Origin of the sequence: Fictibacillus gelatini DSM 15865 (assembly GCF_000430745.1) — a bacterium.
In the GTDB taxonomy this organism is placed as follows: Bacteria; Bacillota; Bacilli; order Bacillales; family Fictibacillaceae; genus Fictibacillus_A; species Fictibacillus_A gelatini.
The window spans coordinates 288,470-305,548 of the sequence record NZ_AUMP01000001.1 but is presented as its reverse complement, the minus strand read 5'-3'; the positions used below and the strand labels follow the sequence as shown (position 1 = coordinate 305,548).

21 protein-coding genes are annotated in these 17,079 nt (G+C 39.8%); 8 read left to right on the top strand and 13 right to left on the bottom strand.

Annotated features, from left to right (window positions below; all coding sequences use genetic code 11):
* Positions 1–4: 4 nt before the first annotated feature.
* The 8 genes from H538_RS0101605 to H538_RS0101570 form a co-directional block, all read right to left on the bottom strand.
* Positions 5–919: a putative nucleotide-diphospho-sugar transferase gene (locus H538_RS0101605; RefSeq protein WP_026676070.1), complete on the bottom strand. Its 915-nt coding sequence runs from the start codon at positions 917–919 to the stop codon at positions 5–7.
* Positions 920–922: 3 nt separating this feature from the next.
* On the bottom strand, positions 923–1,912 hold the full coding sequence (locus H538_RS0101600; RefSeq protein WP_026676069.1) for a GDP-mannose 4,6-dehydratase: 990 nt from the start codon (positions 1,910–1,912) through the stop codon (positions 923–925).
* 3 nt (positions 1,913–1,915) lie between these two features.
* On the bottom strand, positions 1,916–2,683 hold the full coding sequence (locus H538_RS0101595; RefSeq protein WP_026676068.1) for a glucose-1-phosphate cytidylyltransferase: 768 nt from the start codon (positions 2,681–2,683) through the stop codon (positions 1,916–1,918).
* A gap of 422 nt (positions 2,684–3,105) precedes the next feature.
* Positions 3,106–3,555 carry a spore coat protein gene (locus H538_RS0101590; protein WP_026676067.1) on the bottom strand — a complete coding sequence of 150 codons (450 nt, stop codon included), beginning with the start codon at positions 3,553–3,555 and terminating at the stop codon, positions 3,106–3,108.
* Between the two features lie 35 nt (positions 3,556–3,590).
* On the bottom strand, positions 3,591–3,872 hold the full coding sequence (locus tag H538_RS22860) for a hypothetical protein (RefSeq protein WP_051291191.1): 282 nt from the start codon (positions 3,870–3,872) through the stop codon (positions 3,591–3,593).
* Positions 3,873–4,030: 158 nt separating this feature from the next.
* The gene (locus tag H538_RS24955) at positions 4,031–4,537 is read right to left on the bottom strand and encodes a spore coat protein (protein ID WP_051291189.1); all 507 of its coding nucleotides are present in this window, start codon (positions 4,535–4,537) and stop codon (positions 4,031–4,033) included.
* A 121-nt stretch (positions 4,538–4,658) separates the two neighbouring features.
* Positions 4,659–4,868 carry a hypothetical protein gene (locus tag H538_RS0101575; protein ID WP_026676066.1) on the bottom strand — a complete coding sequence of 70 codons (210 nt, stop codon included), beginning with the start codon at positions 4,866–4,868 and terminating at the stop codon, positions 4,659–4,661.
* A 115-nt stretch (positions 4,869–4,983) separates the two neighbouring features.
* Complete coding sequence (locus H538_RS0101570) at positions 4,984–5,307, bottom strand: hypothetical protein (protein WP_026676065.1); 324 nt, start codon at positions 5,305–5,307, stop codon at positions 4,984–4,986.
* A gap of 230 nt (positions 5,308–5,537) precedes the next feature.
* Between H538_RS0101570 and H538_RS0101565 the strand changes: the two genes are divergently transcribed.
* Entirely contained in the window at positions 5,538–5,864 is a 327-nt protein-coding gene (locus H538_RS0101565) for a hypothetical protein (RefSeq protein WP_026676064.1), read from the top strand.
* A gap of 37 nt (positions 5,865–5,901) precedes the next feature.
* Here H538_RS0101565 and cysC read toward each other — a convergent pair whose 3' ends face one another.
* The 3 genes from cysC to H538_RS0101550 form a co-directional block, all read right to left on the bottom strand.
* Positions 5,902–6,492 (bottom strand): adenylyl-sulfate kinase, encoded by a 591-nt coding sequence (cysC, locus tag H538_RS0101560; RefSeq protein ID WP_026676063.1) that lies wholly within the window; start codon positions 6,490–6,492, stop codon positions 5,902–5,904.
* A 171-nt stretch (positions 6,493–6,663) separates the two neighbouring features.
* Positions 6,664–7,098: a hypothetical protein gene (locus tag H538_RS0101555; protein WP_026676062.1), complete on the bottom strand. Its 435-nt coding sequence runs from the start codon at positions 7,096–7,098 to the stop codon at positions 6,664–6,666.
* Positions 7,099–7,233: 135 nt separating this feature from the next.
* Complete coding sequence (locus H538_RS0101550) at positions 7,234–7,551, bottom strand: hypothetical protein (RefSeq protein WP_026676061.1); 318 nt, start codon at positions 7,549–7,551, stop codon at positions 7,234–7,236.
* Positions 7,552–7,760: 209 nt separating this feature from the next.
* On the opposite strand from H538_RS0101550, the gene H538_RS0101545 reads away from it, so the two are divergent.
* Positions 7,761–8,699: a glycosyltransferase family protein gene (locus tag H538_RS0101545; RefSeq protein ID WP_035349745.1), complete on the top strand. Its 939-nt coding sequence runs from the start codon at positions 7,761–7,763 to the stop codon at positions 8,697–8,699.
* Positions 8,700–8,782: 83 nt separating this feature from the next.
* Complete coding sequence (locus H538_RS25330; RefSeq protein WP_081412539.1) at positions 8,783–10,255, top strand: glycosyltransferase; 1,473 nt, start codon at positions 8,783–8,785, stop codon at positions 10,253–10,255.
* A gap of 63 nt (positions 10,256–10,318) precedes the next feature.
* Here H538_RS25330 and H538_RS0101535 read toward each other — a convergent pair whose 3' ends face one another.
* Positions 10,319–11,383 (bottom strand): glycosyltransferase family 4 protein, encoded by a 1,065-nt coding sequence (locus H538_RS0101535; RefSeq protein WP_026676059.1) that lies wholly within the window; start codon positions 11,381–11,383, stop codon positions 10,319–10,321.
* 180 nt (positions 11,384–11,563) lie between these two features.
* On the opposite strand from H538_RS0101535, the gene H538_RS0101530 reads away from it, so the two are divergent.
* A complete protein-coding gene (locus tag H538_RS0101530; protein WP_026676058.1) occupies positions 11,564–12,598 on the top strand; it encodes a glycosyltransferase family 4 protein in 1,035 nt (344 codons plus the stop codon).
* A gap of 37 nt (positions 12,599–12,635) precedes the next feature.
* On the opposite strand, the gene H538_RS22845 is transcribed toward H538_RS0101530, so the two are convergent.
* The gene (locus H538_RS22845; RefSeq protein ID WP_051291187.1) at positions 12,636–13,040 is read right to left on the bottom strand and encodes a hypothetical protein; all 405 of its coding nucleotides are present in this window, start codon (positions 13,038–13,040) and stop codon (positions 12,636–12,638) included.
* Between the two features lie 237 nt (positions 13,041–13,277).
* On the opposite strand from H538_RS22845, the gene wecB reads away from it, so the two are divergent.
* Genes wecB through H538_RS0101505 form a run of 4 tightly spaced genes read left to right on the top strand, consistent with a single transcriptional unit; the run spans position 13,278 to position 17,063 of the window.
* Entirely contained in the window at positions 13,278–14,366 is a 1,089-nt protein-coding gene (gene wecB / locus H538_RS0101520) for a non-hydrolyzing UDP-N-acetylglucosamine 2-epimerase (RefSeq protein ID WP_026676057.1), read from the top strand.
* Entirely contained in the window at positions 14,363–15,346 is a 984-nt protein-coding gene (locus tag H538_RS0101515) for a polysaccharide biosynthesis protein (protein WP_026676056.1), read from the top strand. The genes wecB and H538_RS0101515 overlap by 4 nt, the downstream gene beginning before the upstream one ends.
* Positions 15,343–16,167, top strand: coding sequence for a dTDP-4-dehydrorhamnose reductase family protein (locus H538_RS0101510; protein WP_026676055.1), 825 nt, complete (start codon positions 15,343–15,345; stop codon positions 16,165–16,167). The genes H538_RS0101515 and H538_RS0101510 overlap by 4 nt, the downstream gene beginning before the upstream one ends.
* Positions 16,164–17,063, top strand: a complete 900-nt coding sequence (locus tag H538_RS0101505) for an NAD-dependent epimerase/dehydratase family protein (protein ID WP_026676054.1) — start codon at positions 16,164–16,166, stop codon at positions 17,061–17,063. Before H538_RS0101510 ends, H538_RS0101505 begins: the two co-directional genes overlap by 4 nt.
* Positions 17,064–17,079: the final 16 nt, after the last annotated feature.

Genomic DNA, 17,079 nt, shown 5'->3' with positions numbered 1-17,079 from the left:
TCCTTTAGCTGTGGATGTCCTGGCCTTCAGCGTAGCCGTTAAAATCAGGATCGATTTGCTCAACAAGGCAAATAGCATTTTTGACATGAAGCTGGTAAATGTTATGAAGCAACATTGGGGAGTCCTTTCTGTCTTTTTCGTGAATCCGTTTCATATCATTTTTATTAAGGATTCGGTAGCCGCTGAAATGATAACAAATCAGCTTCGCTTCATCAGCAAAAATCGCGCCATCTTTCATTGAATATCGATGTTTGGCATAATTCCAATGGCCAATGTTGACTCCCGGAGTGATAATGTCGCATACATTCGGAAACAGGCCGGGCATTGAGTCCAGGTAGCCCTGATCTCCAAATTTTCCTTCACCGGGTGCATTTACGCAATGTTCTAAGCATTTCTCCTTCCACCACTTTAAGCAGGCCGAACCAGGATCATCACATTTAAAACTGATCAATCCGGAATTGTAGTTACCGAGCAGCCTTTGCAATTCTTTAATCAAGGCAGGATCGAAGGAAGGAATGACAATGTCTCCTCTTGAGAGCAGGACGGAGCAGTCAGGCTGGTTTTCAAATATAACCGTTGGATTTTCAAAAAAATAGAGATCGGCGTCAATATATGTCACCCTATTGATGGATGGATAATCTTTCATTATTTTTTCGATGAAAAGAGGTTTTAACGTCCAGCAATACTCATTTCGCTTCCGTTGTTTTTTTAGCTCGAGTAATTGCGCATCTTCCAGCTCTTTTACGTGGGTTAAAGTAATATTTTTTAAGTTCATTTTCTTCAAAAGCCCGTAGGTGTCATCATCAATACATAAGGTAAACACACGATAGTCCTGCATCACATTTTCGAGTGAGTGAAATAGGGTAATAGCCTGGTATAATCTTCCTTTTGATAAAACGGTACAATACACGCTACTCATATGTTATCCCTCAAGTTTCCCATTGGCGTTAAAGAATTCTTCATACCAGGCAATTGTTTTCTTTAATCCTTCGTCGATGCTGTGGGACGGTTTCCAATTTAAAATTTCCTGCGCTTTTTTAGCGGAAAGATACTGGTGCTTGATTTCATTGGTTCCCTGGTTTAAAATTTGCGGGGACAAATCGCTGTCCATCAATTTGAGGATTTTTTCAACTAATTGAAGCACGGTTAATTGGATTTCATTGCTGAAATTGAACGCTTCGCCGGCCAGGTTCTTTTCTTCCGTCTTTTCAGCCAGGAGCAAATAAGCGGATACAGCGTCTTCAACATAGAAGTAATCACGAATGAATGTTCCGTCACTGCGGATAACGGGTGCTTCGCCATGATGAATAGAACGAATCGTTTGCGGTATGATCCGGTTAAAGTTTAAATCCCCGCCGCCGTACAGGTTCCCGCATCTTGTAATGCATACCGGCAGCCCGTACGTATGATGGTACGTTTGAGCAAGCAAATCGGTGCAGCTTTTTGAAACGTCATAAGGATGCTTTCCTTGCAGTGGCATTGTTTCATCATAAGGTAGCTTTTCTTGATCGCCATACGCTTTGTCGCTTGAAGCAATAATGACGCGTTTGATTAAAGGATGATTCCGACACGCTTCTAAAATGTTCCATGTTCCGCGTATATTCGCTTCAAAAGTGGAGATTGGGTTTCGGTTGGCCACTCCCACAATCGCCTGTGCTGCAATATGAAAAACGGTATCGATTTCGTATTCGCCAAGCGCCCTCTGAATCGCAGCATAATCTTCAAGGGAACCGTGAACAATATTGATTTTTTTATAATGGTCATGTTTATACAAATTGGAGTTGAAAACTGTATCACGGATTAATCCAGTGACGTTTGCCCCTAAATCAACAAGCTTTTTCACTAAATAGCTTCCTAAAAAGCCTGTGCATCCTGTAACGAACACATTTTTGTTTTTCCAAAACTCATTCATGTTTTATCTCCATACCTTCCATAATTGCTTTCCTTGTTTCCACATTTCATTAATTTCTAAAACATTTTTATACGTGTCAATGGCAGTCCAAAATCCGTTGTGCTCATAAACGGAGAGCTGTCCATCTTTCGCCAGATTCATGAGCGGCTCTTGCTCAAAAACGCAGTTCTCATCATCCTGCAAATACTGAAAAACCTCATGATTCAAAACAAAAAAACCTCCGTTGATCAATCCTTCGGATGCGGTTTTCTCCTGAAAGGATTCGGCCATTCCATTATTGACAGTAAGCGTCCCAAACTGGCTTTTCTTGTTAATGCCGGTGACTGTTGCGATCGCTCCTTTTTCTTGATGGTACTTCATCAACTCATGAAGGTTGATATCTGAAAGCCCGTCGCCGTAGGTAAGCATAAAGGTCTCTTTTCCGATCAACTCTTCGGCTTGTTTAATTCTGCTTCCTGTCATCGTTTCAAGGCCGGTGTCAAGAAGGGTGATTGTCCAATTTTCCGGCTTGTTTTTCAATTGGATTTCCCCGCTTCGCGTATTTAACGTAAAACTATGATTCTTCCATGCATAATCGATGAAATATTCTTTGATTTTGTCCCCCTTATAGCCAAGCAATAGAACAAAGTCGTTAAAGCCGTAATGATGATAAAGTTTCATAATGTGCCAGATGAGCGGCTTTTCTCCGACCGGCACAAGCGGCTTAGGGAGGTCCTGGGTAAGTTCGGACATTCTTGTTCCCTTTCCGCCGCAAAGGATGACCACTTTCATAAAATTCCCTCCTTTGATTCAAAGTGAACAAAGAAAAAGATCTTTTATGAAGAAAAAGATCTTTCTCCGCATGAAAATTAGTTACGGTGCCTTTTGCATTTTTTGCACGTAAATAAGGTTTCGATAGGTTCGCATTTCTTCTTGCAACGGCCGCAATTGCAAGAATTGCATTTATTGCACTTGCGGCAGGAGGCACAATGCCTGCAGCTTTCGCATCCGCTGCAACGGCAGCTTGCCCCGCAACCGCCCCAAAAATTCGTCCACATTTAATCTTTCACACCTTTCAATTAAGATATAATAGTTTATTAAACAACCTCTAGTTTTGTTTAGGTAGAAGAAGTGCGTCATTAAACTATTTTTTCGGAGATAAATTCAATAGATAATGGGATGTAGAAATAAGGCAACGGAAAATTCCGTTGCCTTCAATCCAAAAGCTTATATCCGTTAATGGTTTCAAGAAAAGCATTTAATATTTGGAGCGCGATTTGAGCTGAAAGGATCGCTGTGGTGGAGTCCAAAACAATGGTGATGTTCTTCGAATTCTCAACATCCACTTTTGGGATAGAAGGGGGTTCAATCTGAATAGAAGAGAGTAAATCTTGGATGACTGCATCCCTCATTCTAACATTTTTAATGGCGACTTCTGCCATGAATACAAGGGCTGCTTGAAATGCAGTATTTAAGCCAATGATTGTTTCCTCTGAAATTGTAATAAAATGAATGTTTTCGGCATCTTTTAATTGAATCCGCTCATTTAAATTCTTGCGGTTGGCTAAATTTTGGACACTTAATGGATGTCGACTTGAGGGATCTAATGCCGTCCATTTTCTTTCAATGGTTTGAACTGATTTATCGCTATTTGAATGTTCCACTCTTTTTCCCCCTCGTCAATGATTATAGCCTTCGGTTATCTTCCTCTCCGTCTCGGCCGGGTTCTACCTCCCTTTTTCTTTTTTTCTTGATTCTGATTAAGAAAGTCCAGCTGTGCTTTAAATTGTTCCAACAAATTTTTCAACTCTTCTACTTGCTCCTCAGATATATGTTTCAAATGTTCTTTCGTAATCCCATGTTTACGAAAAATATTTGCCACTTGCATATTCATTGCTTGCTGTGAAAGTTCACTGGTTTTATCCCCGCTTGAAGGGCTTTCTTCTAGTCCTTCATTTTCCGGTTTAGTTTGATCACTCATCTTATAAATGGCCTCCTTTTTTAATCTCGTCTTATATACTATGCATCAGTAGATCAAAAGGCGAATGCAAGCCAGAGAATTAACAGAACGGTTTTAGCAAGGCTGTTGCCCTTGGAAAAGGAAAAAACACCTGAATTTAATTCAGGTGTTTTCGGACATTAGCCGACATTTGAGTTGACAGCAATGATGGTGATGATAGCTGTTAAAAGTTGAACTGCGGTTTGGGCTGCGATGATGGATTGGTCATCGGATGCTTCGACTCTGACGCCGCGGGAGTTTTCAATGCAAATTTTTTGGCGATTGATTTGTCTGCTCTTGAATATTTGGTCTAAATCTGCAAGAACCGCATCTTCATCAACATCGCTATTAATTGCGGCAATTGTGATTGCAGCGGTGACTACCTGGGCTGCAATTTGCACAAGCACTAATGCCTGGTTTGAACGTGTTTCCACCACAACGTCACAAGAATCTTTAATGGTGATAGATTCTTCATCGATCTGGTTAGTACTGGCGATTTGATCCAATTCTGAGTTAACCATCGCTTCACCTAATGGATGCCGGCTTGTCGCCTCAAGAGCGCTGAAACGTGGAGTGCAGCAAGGATGACATTTGTTTTCTTCCACGTGCCTTACTCGGCAGCTGCTGCTTTCTTCAAAAAAACTCACTTAAAATTCCTCCTTATAGGGTAGTAATTGCTTTATACTATTAAATGAAACTTGTTAAAGATTGGTATAGATTATTGTCATGATAGTTGCGATAAATAGGTTGTGTGATAGCCTTTTTTTATCATTTTTTTGTTTTTTCTTGAGACACTTTCTGGGTTGCTTGAATGAGCTCATTCACAATATGGTTGAATTCACTTATCAAGCCTTGCAGCTGTTGCTTTTTTTCGGCTACATTTTCTTTAGTGATCGTTGATGCAAATGAATTTATTTTTTGTGAAAACTTAGTTAAATGATCGTTGGAGAGACTATTTTGTTTTTTTGTTTTTCTCACTGAACAAACCTCCTTTGAACCTCCGCGATGATTTATAGTATGTGGAAGGGAGCAATTTGGACAGTGCAATTGCCTTAATTAGAAAAACTTAGGTTGGAGCAGCCTGGTCGTTCCGCTACATTTCCCAACCGATAATCGCATCGAGACGAATTGTGATTGTCGTGGAACCGCCTGAACCTGGCTGAATGAATACAACAAAGTTCAAGTCCACGCTTAAAACTTGTACGCCCATCAATACAGGTTCTCCGGGAATTTGAGTGGCATCGACAAAAACTTGTGAGATTGTCGCTCCGGAATTTTTAATCGCCAAAAGTTGAGACCTTATTGTGCGTAGCCAGAGTAAATTGGGAAGGCTATTGATCAAGTCGTTTAATGGATTTTGCAAGGGATCAAGTAAATTGGGAGATTCCGCTTTTTTCTTGCTATTTTTTAAAGCCAATATAAATACCTCCTTATGTTCTTATTTGGTTACAAAGCTTTACACCATTTTAAAGCTCCATACTTATATGTATTTAGAAAGAATTTATTTGCAAAAGACAAACCACTATTTTTAAAAAAATAGTCTTAATAACTACTGAAAATAAAACGACATTGAAAGTTTTATATTAAATGGAATAATGAATATTTTTTTTAGTATTTTAATAAAAAAGGATGGAAGGAGGGGAAAAAATGGATCAGAATCCGGCTGTAAATTCGACGAAAAAAGAGAAAATCAATAAGTTAAGAAAGCTTCTTCAAGAATTTCAATGTACAGTAAACGATGAATGGAATCGAAAAAAATATTTCAAAGTTGTTGTTGAAACAAATGAGATATACCCCAATCAAATGATGGTTATGACTTTTGTAGTGTCAGCAGCAAATCAAAAAGAAGCTGAAAAGCAAATCCGCAGGCTTCTTTCTCATATTAAAGGAAGCGGCCAAACCTTCGTATTAAAGGAAATTGAAGAAACGAACGAATTTGAGAAAAGCACGGTCCGACTGGTGAAGATGAAGTAATCTGCGAGTAAATTGTGTTCTCTGCCTTTGGCATTTATCAAATGTAACCTTTGAGCATTAAATAGGTGATGATTTTATTTACGCATTGCCCGATCGTCATCTCTTCCGTATTTACGATGATTTCAGGATGTTCAGGAGGCTCATAAGGAGAAGAAATTCCTGTAAAATGGCTGATTTCTCCGTTTCTTGCCTTTTTGTACAGATTTTTTGGATCACGCCTTTCGCATTCCTTTAGTGAACACTCAGTGTAAATTTCGATAAATTCCCCGTTTGGGAATAAATTTCGCACTGCCTCGCGGTCTTTTGCAAAAGGGGAAATAGAAGAAGCGATCACGGCGAGTCCGGCATCGACAAACAACTTTGCTACTTCACCGATTCTCCTTATGTTCTCTTTCCTGTCTTTCTTGCTAAATCCAAGGTCCTTATTTAATCCATGGCGGAGATTGTCTCCGTCCAATAAATAAGTGGATACTTGCATGGAGTTCAACTTTGCCTCCACTTTATTTGCCAATGTTGATTTCCCGGACCCTGATAGTCCTGTAAACCAGAGAACAAAGCTCTTATGACCGTGAAGCCTTTGGCGATGCCTTTTGTTTATGATTGTTTTCTGCCACGATATATTTTTCATTGCTTTCCTCCAAACATTGAACGATTTATTTTTAATCCCTGGGGAAAAGAAAGGGAGCTTCAGGATTATATAAGTTTCATATAAATAGCATGGAAAGCTTTATTGGCGAGTGGGAAATGAGAATAAAAGCCAGAGTGATTGATTTATTCACTCTGGCAATTTTAGGAACCATTACAATCCCGAAAGAACCGAATTAATCAACGCTATAACTTGTTGAATTAATTGAACGACTAGCGTTATAATGGCCTGTACTGCTGAGGCGATTGAAATAACCAGGGCGATGATGTTTTGCAATAGTTGCACGACAAGCTGAATCAATGCTTGTACGATAGCCTGAAGTGCACTAGCGATTGCGCTTGTTAAGCTGCTGACGATCGCCAGAATTTCTTGGACAACTGCAACGATGGTATTTATAACCGGCTGAAGATCGGGTAGTTGCAGCGATCCTGGTGTTTGCAAAGGGTTGATTGCTGCACTTGATCCATTTGAAGCGGCGAGATTGTTTAAAAGTAGATTATTTGCTAAGTTTTGCAGATTATTGGCTGTGTTTGCAAGCTCCGGAGATTCGTTTTGAGATTGTGCTTTTTTCTTTCTTTTTATAGCCATTTGATTTCCCCCTAAAAAAATTCTATATAAGCTATTCTAGCAATAGCTTATGCTTTATATTTATTGCTGATAGAAAGAATTGCTATAATTCAAACTCCTATTTTGAAAAAAATGGTCATTAAAGCATGAATCTATCTATAGTTCCCAACCTAAAATGTCTTCCAGGCGGATGGTGATGATCGGGGCTGTTCCAGATCCGGGTTGGATAAATTTAACAAGATCAACTCCAACTTCCACAACGACTACACCTGTCAATACAGGCTCCCCGGGAATTTGTGAGGCCAATGTATAAACCTGGGAAATTATTGTTCCGGCATTCTTCAAGCGCAGCAGCTCGCCTTTTATCGTGCTGAATGATGGGAAGGAAATCCCCCCTAATAATTGATCGATTAATTGCTGCAATTCATTTAAAAGATCTTGTAAAGATTGCGTTTTTATATCGCCATTTGCCACTCATCCTTCATCTCCTTCTATAAAAATAGTAGGCTAAGCTAAAAAAATAGTAGGAAAAGCCATGCTTTATACTATACAAAAAAGTAGAGCAATGATTCGGCGTTGCCCCATAGAATCGGAAAAATGGACAATTATTCACCTTTTATCGATGTCCAATCAGCTTTGTGACTAGTTTCATATCTTCTTATTAAAAGAAGGCGGTGATTCGTATGGAAGAGCTGAAACTTTTGTTTGTGACAAAAGACCGTTCGCTTCAATTAGACAAAAGTACGGCCTATTTAACGGCTGAATTGCGCAATCAAGCATCGGTCGAATTATGGGATAAGGATGGCCCGATTGGCCGCTGTTTGGAATTTCTATCATTTAAACCTGATTTTATTTTGCTGAACGATTATTTTAACGGATTTACGCCGCATATTAGCGGACTGTCGCATGTTACGATCCCGAAAGGGATGATATTCCACGACCTTCACCATAAAAGATTTCTCCGTGAACGATTTGTTGAACGAGAGCAAATCGACGTAGTATTCACACATTATCGCGATGCTTTCTTGCAATGGTTTCCTCACATGAAAAATCGCATGCATTGGCTTCCACACTCTGTTGAACCGAACTTATTTCGTGATTATGAGCTTCCGAAAAAGATTGATTATTTAATGATGGGGGCGACATTTCCTTTTCTGTATCCGTTTCGTTCCCAAATGCTACAAACGATGAAACGTGAGCCAGGATTTGTTTATCATCCTCATCCCGGCTACAAGGAAGTCAGCGAAAGCCAACGGGATATGTTTATCGGGAAGAAATACGCAATGGAGATTAACCGAAGCAAAGTATTCCTTACTTGCGATTCCATCTATCATTATCCAGTCATGAAATATTTTGAAGTGCTTGCTTGCAATACGTTGCTTTTGGCTCCTCATTCGAACGAATTAAAGGATTTAGGATTTATTGACGGTGAAAACTTTGTCGCGGTTGATGAATCGAATTTTCTTAAGAAGGCGAGATTTTACTTGCATAATGAACCATTGCGGCTTGAAATTGCATCAAGAGGCCATTCATTTATCCATTCGAGGCATACAATTAAACATAGAGCAAAGGAGATGATCTGTCGAATGAAAGAAGCAATCGCGAATAAAGCCAACCTGTAACATCGCAGCTATACGATTACCCTCTTTTTGTATAGAAAAGGGAGTGACTGAAAAACAGTGAAATATGGATAGGAGGAAGAAGTATGGATAAAGTTTCTATTATCATTCCGTTCTATAATTGTCCTTATATCGACAGGGCAATCAAGAGCGCATTGAACCAAACGTATTCAAATATTGAAGTCATTGTCGTAAATGATGGCTCGATTTTATATACAGATAAAGTCAAGTCATTCCTTCATTCGATTCGCTATATAGAAAAAGCAAACGGTGGAACAGCTTCAGCACTAAACGCCGGGATAAAAAACGCAACCGGTGATTATTTTACATGGCTTAGCTCCGATGACATTTATGATCCTAAAAAAGTGGAAAGGCAAATGAAAAAGATGAAAGAGGCCGGTGCCCGCATTAGTTATATGAGTTACTTTTTAATTGATGAAAATGATCGGGTCACGAGCCCAAAAATAGGCGTCCATCATCCAACCCGCGAATTGTTTTGCAAGCATATGATGAAAGGATGCTTTATTAACGGATGCACCGTTATGGCTGATATGAACATCTTTAATGAAATGGGAATGTTTGATGAATCTCTTCCTTATACGCACGATTATGACTTATGGCTAAGAATTTTACCGAAATATCATTTTTATTATATTGATGAACCGCTTGTTTATTATCGTGTTCATGATCAAATGGGAACGAAACGGCATGCTGAGAAGATCAATGATGAAATCAAATATGTACAACAAACCCATTACGGAGCGTTGAGTCAATTTCTCCAGGATTTAAAGCCAGCGAACAACGGAAAAGGCTTTACCGGCTTTTTTCTGAATACCGTGCCGAAAAGTGGAACGCACCTTTTAAAACAAATTTTGCTTGGGATTCCCGGCGCTTTCCATGATCCCTACAAAGACATGTTCGAAGGATTGCCCGCCCAATTGGAAGATCATTTGAAAGTATTGAGTACTATAAAGAATAATGAATTTTTAAGCGGACATATCTATTATTCAAAAGAATGGCATGATATGCTTGAAAACTTCAAGATGAAGCAAATATTATTAATTCGCGATCCGAGGGATGTCGCGGTCTCTCTTTCTTATTTTATCGATCGATTGCCACAGTATCCTCTGTATGAAAAATTCACAAAAACGGGCATGACACAAAAAGAAAAAATTTTGGACATAATTCAAGGGGTACAACTCAAGACATTTTTCTACCCGAACATTCATGATTATTTTTCAAGCTTTTGGAAATGGAACGGGAAAAATCGTGTATTAACCGTTAAATATGAGGATTTTATGACTTCAAAGGAAGCGTGCAATAAGGCAATGCTTAGATTGTCTAAATTTATTTGGGAAGATGCCCATCCGCCTCTTGCGCACGATCAATTGATTGAATGCATGGGAAAAAATATTAATCCAAAGCGGTCTCCGACCTTCCGGCAGGGGAAAATAGGGAGCTGGAGAAAGGAATTTGATGAAGAAATGAAGGAAGTGTTTAAGAGTGTGGCAGGGGACTTGTTAATCGAGCTAGGGTACGAAACTGATAAAAACTGGTAATTTAATTAGGCTGCCTACCTTAAGGAGAGCATATCAGGTTGGACTGGCAGCCTATTTAAAATTTCAGGAAAGTAGTTCATCGAGCATGCGAATAAAGTTTGAACAATAAATATTCGGGGAAAAAACGTCCTGAACGAATTGCTGGCCATTGTTCCGGATCGTTTCACGGAGTGTATCGTTTTCCATCAGTTCTAATGCTTCTTTTAGTATTGTTTTCTGATCAAGCGAAATATATTTGCCGGTATGGTTATGGACGATAAAACTTTTTACGCCATCAGAATCTGTCGTTAAGACCGGGCAACGGCAGACAAGTGCTTCAACAAGCGCATAGCCAAAACCTTCTGTTATGGAGGTTGAGCATAAAAACCCTCCAGAGTCCCCGATCGTTGAATAGTATTCCTGCATTTTGCTATGCGGGATGTTTTCAAAAATGGTTAAAATGGAGCGAAGTCCTAGACGGTCAACCGTTTTTTCGAATTCATCCCGTTCATTTTGCCCGACATAGGAAGGATCGTGGAACATCCATAACTTGATCGCCTGTTTATGCTCAATAAGAAGATGACCAATCGTTAAGTACAGTTTCCAATTTTTGTTCCTCTCAATCCGTCCAACCCAGCCGACAATAGGGGGACTCTCTTTAGGCAGCGCACAGTAAGAAAAAGCGGAAGCATCAAAACAATTGTGGAAACAATATTTTTTCATGTTTGGATAATATTTTTCCATGATTTCTTTTATATGCGGAGTTTCGGGATATAAAAGGCCATCCGCATAGGTGCTGACCCAATCGTAGATGCTTTTCATTAAAGTATCGGCATAGTCTCGTTCGCCTAAGCCCTGTACTTCAAAAACTACCTTTCCTTTGTATCCCATTTCTCGCAATTTTGGTAAAAGAAAATAGTTGGAGCAAACAATGATCGCATCATATTTTCCAGTTTCAATGATTTGCTTAATCTCCGTATCATTATTCGTAATAAATGTCGGGATCTGTTCAATGTTTTGAATTCCTGAGCCCCTTTCAGCATATAGAAGGTGGCAGTTGATGCCTGAACGGCTCAACGCTTTACACCTCTGGCGGTTTAACGTTTCAACCCCGCCGCTCGGAACATAATACGTAAACAAAATGTTCATTTAAGCCCTCTTTTCTATAACTCTTTTATCAATAAAGTTTATGAAACTTCACGTTATTGGTTCCTCATTTAGACAATCATTTACTAGATGTAGGCAACAAGAAATTAACGGTCTGTCTATATCCATCAGAAATAACTGTCATAGATTATCTATAAAGATAAATTTTAAGGAGAAAAGATGATGAAAGTAACGTTTATAGTGATTACACTATGCAAGGGCGGGGCCCAGCGAATGCTCGCTGAATTGGCAAACGGCCTGGCACTAAAAGGGCATTGTGTGAGGTTTTTAATGCCGCCAGAAGGAGTCATTGAGTATCCTCTCCATATTGCAGAGGTGGTTCGATCAAAACAATCGATCATTACTGAACAGGATATACCGCATTCGGATATTATTGTTTCAAACTTTTATACAACCGTTGGCCCTGCACAAAATGCAAGCATGCTAGGAAAAGGAAAACACGTTCGTTTAAGCCTTTGTTATGAACCGACATTTCTTCCCGATAGTCATGTCTCCTTTCCAACCTATCATTTGAGTAAAAATTTGGTCGTCCTTTCTAAATGGCAACAACAAATCATTGAATTAAATCACGGAATTACGGGGGAAATTGTACCAGTAGGGGTAAGCAATGAATTTTACAACATGGGGATTCGCCAGATGAATAAAAAATTGCAGATCAGTGCGATTATTAGAAGGCCCGAAGGCGGATATTCCTGGCACCGGGAGCAAGAATACTTAATCGAAATGCTTGACCGGGTTAAAGCGCAACATCCATCTGTTCAAATCAATTTAATATGCCCGCCGAATGAATATATTTCCTCCCCCCAGTTAAAACAACTCAGTAGAATGAACAAATACCGCTTCTTAACCCCGAAAGATGATGCTCAGCTCAATTATTATTTAAATTTGACCGATATTTTTGCAAGTTCCTCGACCTTTGATACGGCCTCCCTTCCTGGCCTTGAAGCGATGAAATGCGGAGCGGCTTTAGTTACGACTTATGCAGGGGGAAACACCGATTACTGTGTTCATGAGAAAAATTGCCTTATTTCGTACCGCCATGAAAATCGGTTAAGCGAGGACATCATTCAATTGATTCAAGATGTAGAACTGAGAAAAAAGCTTGCTAATGAAGGAGAAAATGAGGCAAAGAAATGGACGTGGGAAAAAAGCGTGAATCTTTTCGAGCAGGCGATGCTGCATTTTGCAGATGAATAAAGAGTGTTGAGAAAATCATTTCTCAACACTCTGTTATTTAGAGACTGTATGCCACGCCGTTAAATGAGATGGGTCCGATGATGGAAGCGGAGTTTAAAAGCGGATTTTCAAGTTCAACAGTTACAAAATAGGCATGATTTCCAACTGGCACATTTAAATCTACGGCTTGAAAAGATATGGTCTGAGGTTGTCCTAAAGCAACTTCAACCCGGCTCCGCGTCGTAAATATGACCGTTGTATCTCTGACAATTTTGAACAATAGTGTCGGAAGAGCAAGTGTTGTAGTAACTCCAGCCGTAAAGCTGAGCATGATTTTATTCGTAGAAACATACGGGCTTAATCCAAACTCGGCAACTTTTACAGGTGAAGCTGTAACTGGAATATTAGTAGACGCACTTCCATTGTTCGGCTGGCTTGAGCCTGTATCTAAAACGGTAGCCATTAACATCCCCCCTTTCTATTTTTAAATGTATGAAAATTTTAAAAAATGGCTTGTACTCCATTATCAATTTTTATGAAAGTTTAATAGATTCAGCGCGTTAACAAAAAAAGCCTGCGGGATTGTTTATTTTATGATAAAAATATTGCCCTTTTTGGTGATTTTAGTAGATCGTCTATACATTCAAAACTACTATTCATACTCTATTATGAAAAAAAACAAAAGGGGATTAAAACTCAGATGCGTATAATGACGATTTTAGGGACTCGCCCTGAAATCATCCGACTCAATTTAATCATTAAGAAGCTGGACCAACTGGCAGAAAAACATATTGTCGTCCACACGGGGCAAAACTTCACTTATTCGTTAAATGATGTGTTTTTTAAAGAGTTAAATGTCCGCCATCCAGACTATGTTTTAAGCCAGCAGCAAAATTCCTTAGGAAAACAACTTTCACTCATGTTCAGGGAGCTTGAAGTTATTTTTGAAAAGGAAAGGCCGGATAAAGTGCTCGTTCTTGGCGATACGAATAGTGCATTATCGGCCATTTTAGCGGAACGAATGAATATCCCGGTTTACCATATGGAAGCTGGCAACCGCTGTTACGACTTGCGCGTTCCGGAAGAAAAGAACCGTAAAATCATTGATGCCGTATCGTCCTATAATTTGCCGTATACACCGAAAAGCCGTGAAAATTTGCTAAAAGAAGGTGTGCCTGTAAACCGGATCTTCATGTCAGGCAATCCGATTTATGAAGTGTTGGAATATTATAAAGAACCGATTGATGGAAGCGATAAACTAGAAAAGCTTCAATTGAAAGAACGGGAGTTTTTTCTCGTGACGATTCATCGCGCGGAAAATGTCGATGATGTCGATCATCTAAAAGAAATTTTCGAAGGCTTAAATCATGTAGCCAAAACTCATCAACGAAGGATGGTTTGCAGCATTCACCCGCGAACGAGATCAAAGCTGGAAAACCTTTCAACGCTAAAACTCGATCCATTGGTCGAATTTTATGAACCATTCGGTTTCTTTGATTTCGTGAAATTAGAGAAAAATGCATTATGTGTCTTGACCGACAGCGGAACGGTGCAGGAAGAATGCTGCTTGTTCCATGTCCCGACCGTAACGGTGAGAAACAGCACCGAAAGGCCCGAAACGGTAGAGTGCGGAAGCAATATTGTCTCTGGTGTAAACAAAAAAAGTATAGAGGAAGCGGTTCAGGTGATGATCAGTCAACATAATGTTTGGGACTTTCCGGAGGGCTATTTTGACCCGAACGTTTCCGAGAAAGTGGTTAAATTTTTATTTGGAGGGACTACAGGTTGAAAAACAAAACGATATTAATAACTGGAGGAACGGGGTCATGGGGCCATGAGTTAGTAAAACAGCTGCTCCCGAAAAATCCCCGGGAAATTCGCATCCTCTCGAGAAATGAAGCGAGCCAGGTAGAAATGCAGCGTTACTTTGAAAACAATTCGAAGCTTAAATTTATTATTGGTGATATCCGAGAGCTGGATGGATTAATGAAAGCATCCGAAAAAGTCGATTATGTCTATCACCTCGCAGCGTTAAAGCATGTTCCGATTTGCGAGCATCAGCCATATGAAGCATTGAAAACGAATATTATCGGAACGCAAAACGTCATCGAAGCCGCAATCGCCAATAAAGTAAACAAAGTGATTTATATTTCTACAGATAAAGCGGCAAATCCGGCTAACTTTTACGGAATGACAAAAGCGATTGGCGAAAAGCTTATTATTCATGCCAATTTGCTGAATTCGGATACAAAATTCGTATGTGTGCGCGGAGGAAACGTATTAGGAACAAATGGAAGTGTCATTCATGTCTTTAAAAATCAAATTCAAAAAGGCTATGTCGGGATTACAGATAAGCGAATGACAAGATTTTTCCTTACGCTGGAAGATGCAATCAAACTGCTATTTAAAGCAACAGATGAGGCGCAGGGCGGAGAAATTTTTGTGATGAAAATGCCGACGTGCAAAATTTTAGATCTTGCAGAAGTATTAATGGAAGCATCCGGAAAAAAAGACGTGAAAATTAAAGAACTTGGCATCAGGCCGGGGGAAAAATTGCACGAAATTTTGCTTTCAGAATTCGAAAGCGATTCGACCGTTTATTTTGACAATGAATATTTCGTTATTCTTCCGACGATTAAAATTGAAGGCTTATATGAACATTATTCTACTTTTAAAAAAGTTGAATTAAAAAGTTACAGTTCTTCGGAAAACTTAATGACGAAAGAAGAAATTAAAAAAATGCTTGAAAAAGGCAGGTTTTTGCCGTGAAACTATTGCTCCTTGGCGGCGGCGGAATGGCAGGGCATGTAATCGCAGGCTATTTAAAAAAGCATACGGATGATGATATTTATGTCACTTCAAGGGACAAAAAGCAACACAATCATATTCATTTAGATGCGACAGATTTTAATGAGCTCAAAGAAATTATAACGAACATTCAACCTGACTTCGTCATTAACTGCATCGGAGTCTTAAACGAGTTCGCGGCGATCCGTAAACGTGAAGCGATCATCCTTAATAGTTTATTGCCCCATGAACTTGTAAGACTATTAGATTCATACGGCGGCAAATTGATTCATATTAGTACCGATTGCGTGTTTAGCGGCTCGAAAGGAAACTATCCAGAATCGAGCGAACCGGATGGCATTACAGTATATGCAAGAACGAAAGCCCTGGGCGAAGTGAAAGAGGGAAGCCATTTAACGATTCGAACATCGATTATCGGACCGGAATTAAAAGACGGGATCGGGCTTTTCCACTGGTTTATGAACCAGAAAGGAGAGATTCGCGGCTTTACGAAAGTGTATTGGAATGGAGTTACGACGCTGGAACTTGCGAAATTTATAACGTATGCGTTTAAGCAAGAACTCACAGGCTTATATCATTTGACAGCGCCGGAAAAAGTTTCGAAATATGAATTGCTGAAAATCATCCAGGACGTTTTCCAGAAGGAAGATGTTGTCATCAAGCCACATTCAGAACTGTTTCTCGACCGTACATTGCTCAATACGAGGGAAGACATCAACTACAAAGTGCCCTCCTATAAAAAAATGCTTCAAGAGCTAAAAGCCTGGATGGATGCCTCATGAAACCGGGCTCTACCATTTTAATTACAGGAGCAAACGGATTTACCGGCCAGCATGCATGCCGGTATTTTTATAAAAAAGGGATGAACGTCATTGGGCAATCGAGGAGTAAGAATGCGGGGGGCGCCCCATGGAAAATCATTCAATGCGATCTTTCGAATTTATCTTCTGTTCAGCTCCTCATAGAGCGAACTTCGCCAGAATATGTCCTTCATTTAGCAGGGATGAATTCCGTCGCGGAATCATGGTCAGAGCCGACTAAGGCAATTGAAGCCAATGTCATTGCCACCCTTTATTTATTGGAAGCACTTCGGACGGCCGCCACTTTACAAAAAGTCGTTCTCGTTACGTCGGCTTTAGAATTTCAACCGGGTATCGGTTCGGTTCCGCCACACCCGTACAGTCTAAGCAAAACGATGCAAAACCTCCTTGCTGCCTCCTGGGCACCTCTTTTTCACCAGCCCATTGTCATTGCGAAACCGTCAAATTTAATCGGTCCAGGTCCTTCAAAAGGCGTCATATCGACGTTCGCCAAAAAAATAGTCGCAATAGAAAAAGGCGAAGAGGAAAATAGAATAGAAGTGAGCAATTTAAACAACAAACGTGATTTCCTTGATGTAAGGGATGCAATTGTTGCCTATGATTTGCTCTTTCAGTCCGGCAAAGTAGGCGTTGTTTATGGGATCGCCTCCGGCAGGGAGATTTCCTTGCAGCAAGTTCTAAATCTATTACAAAAAGAAACAACGGTAGAGCTAAGTATCGTTGAAACCGATAATAACGGGAAGGATCACTTTTTAAAAGTGGATACGACGCTCATAAACCAATTAGGATGGCGGCCTAAAATACCATTTGAACAATCCGTCAAGGATGTTTTCCATTCTTTTCGACAAAAACATTAAGACCACTTTATTGGAA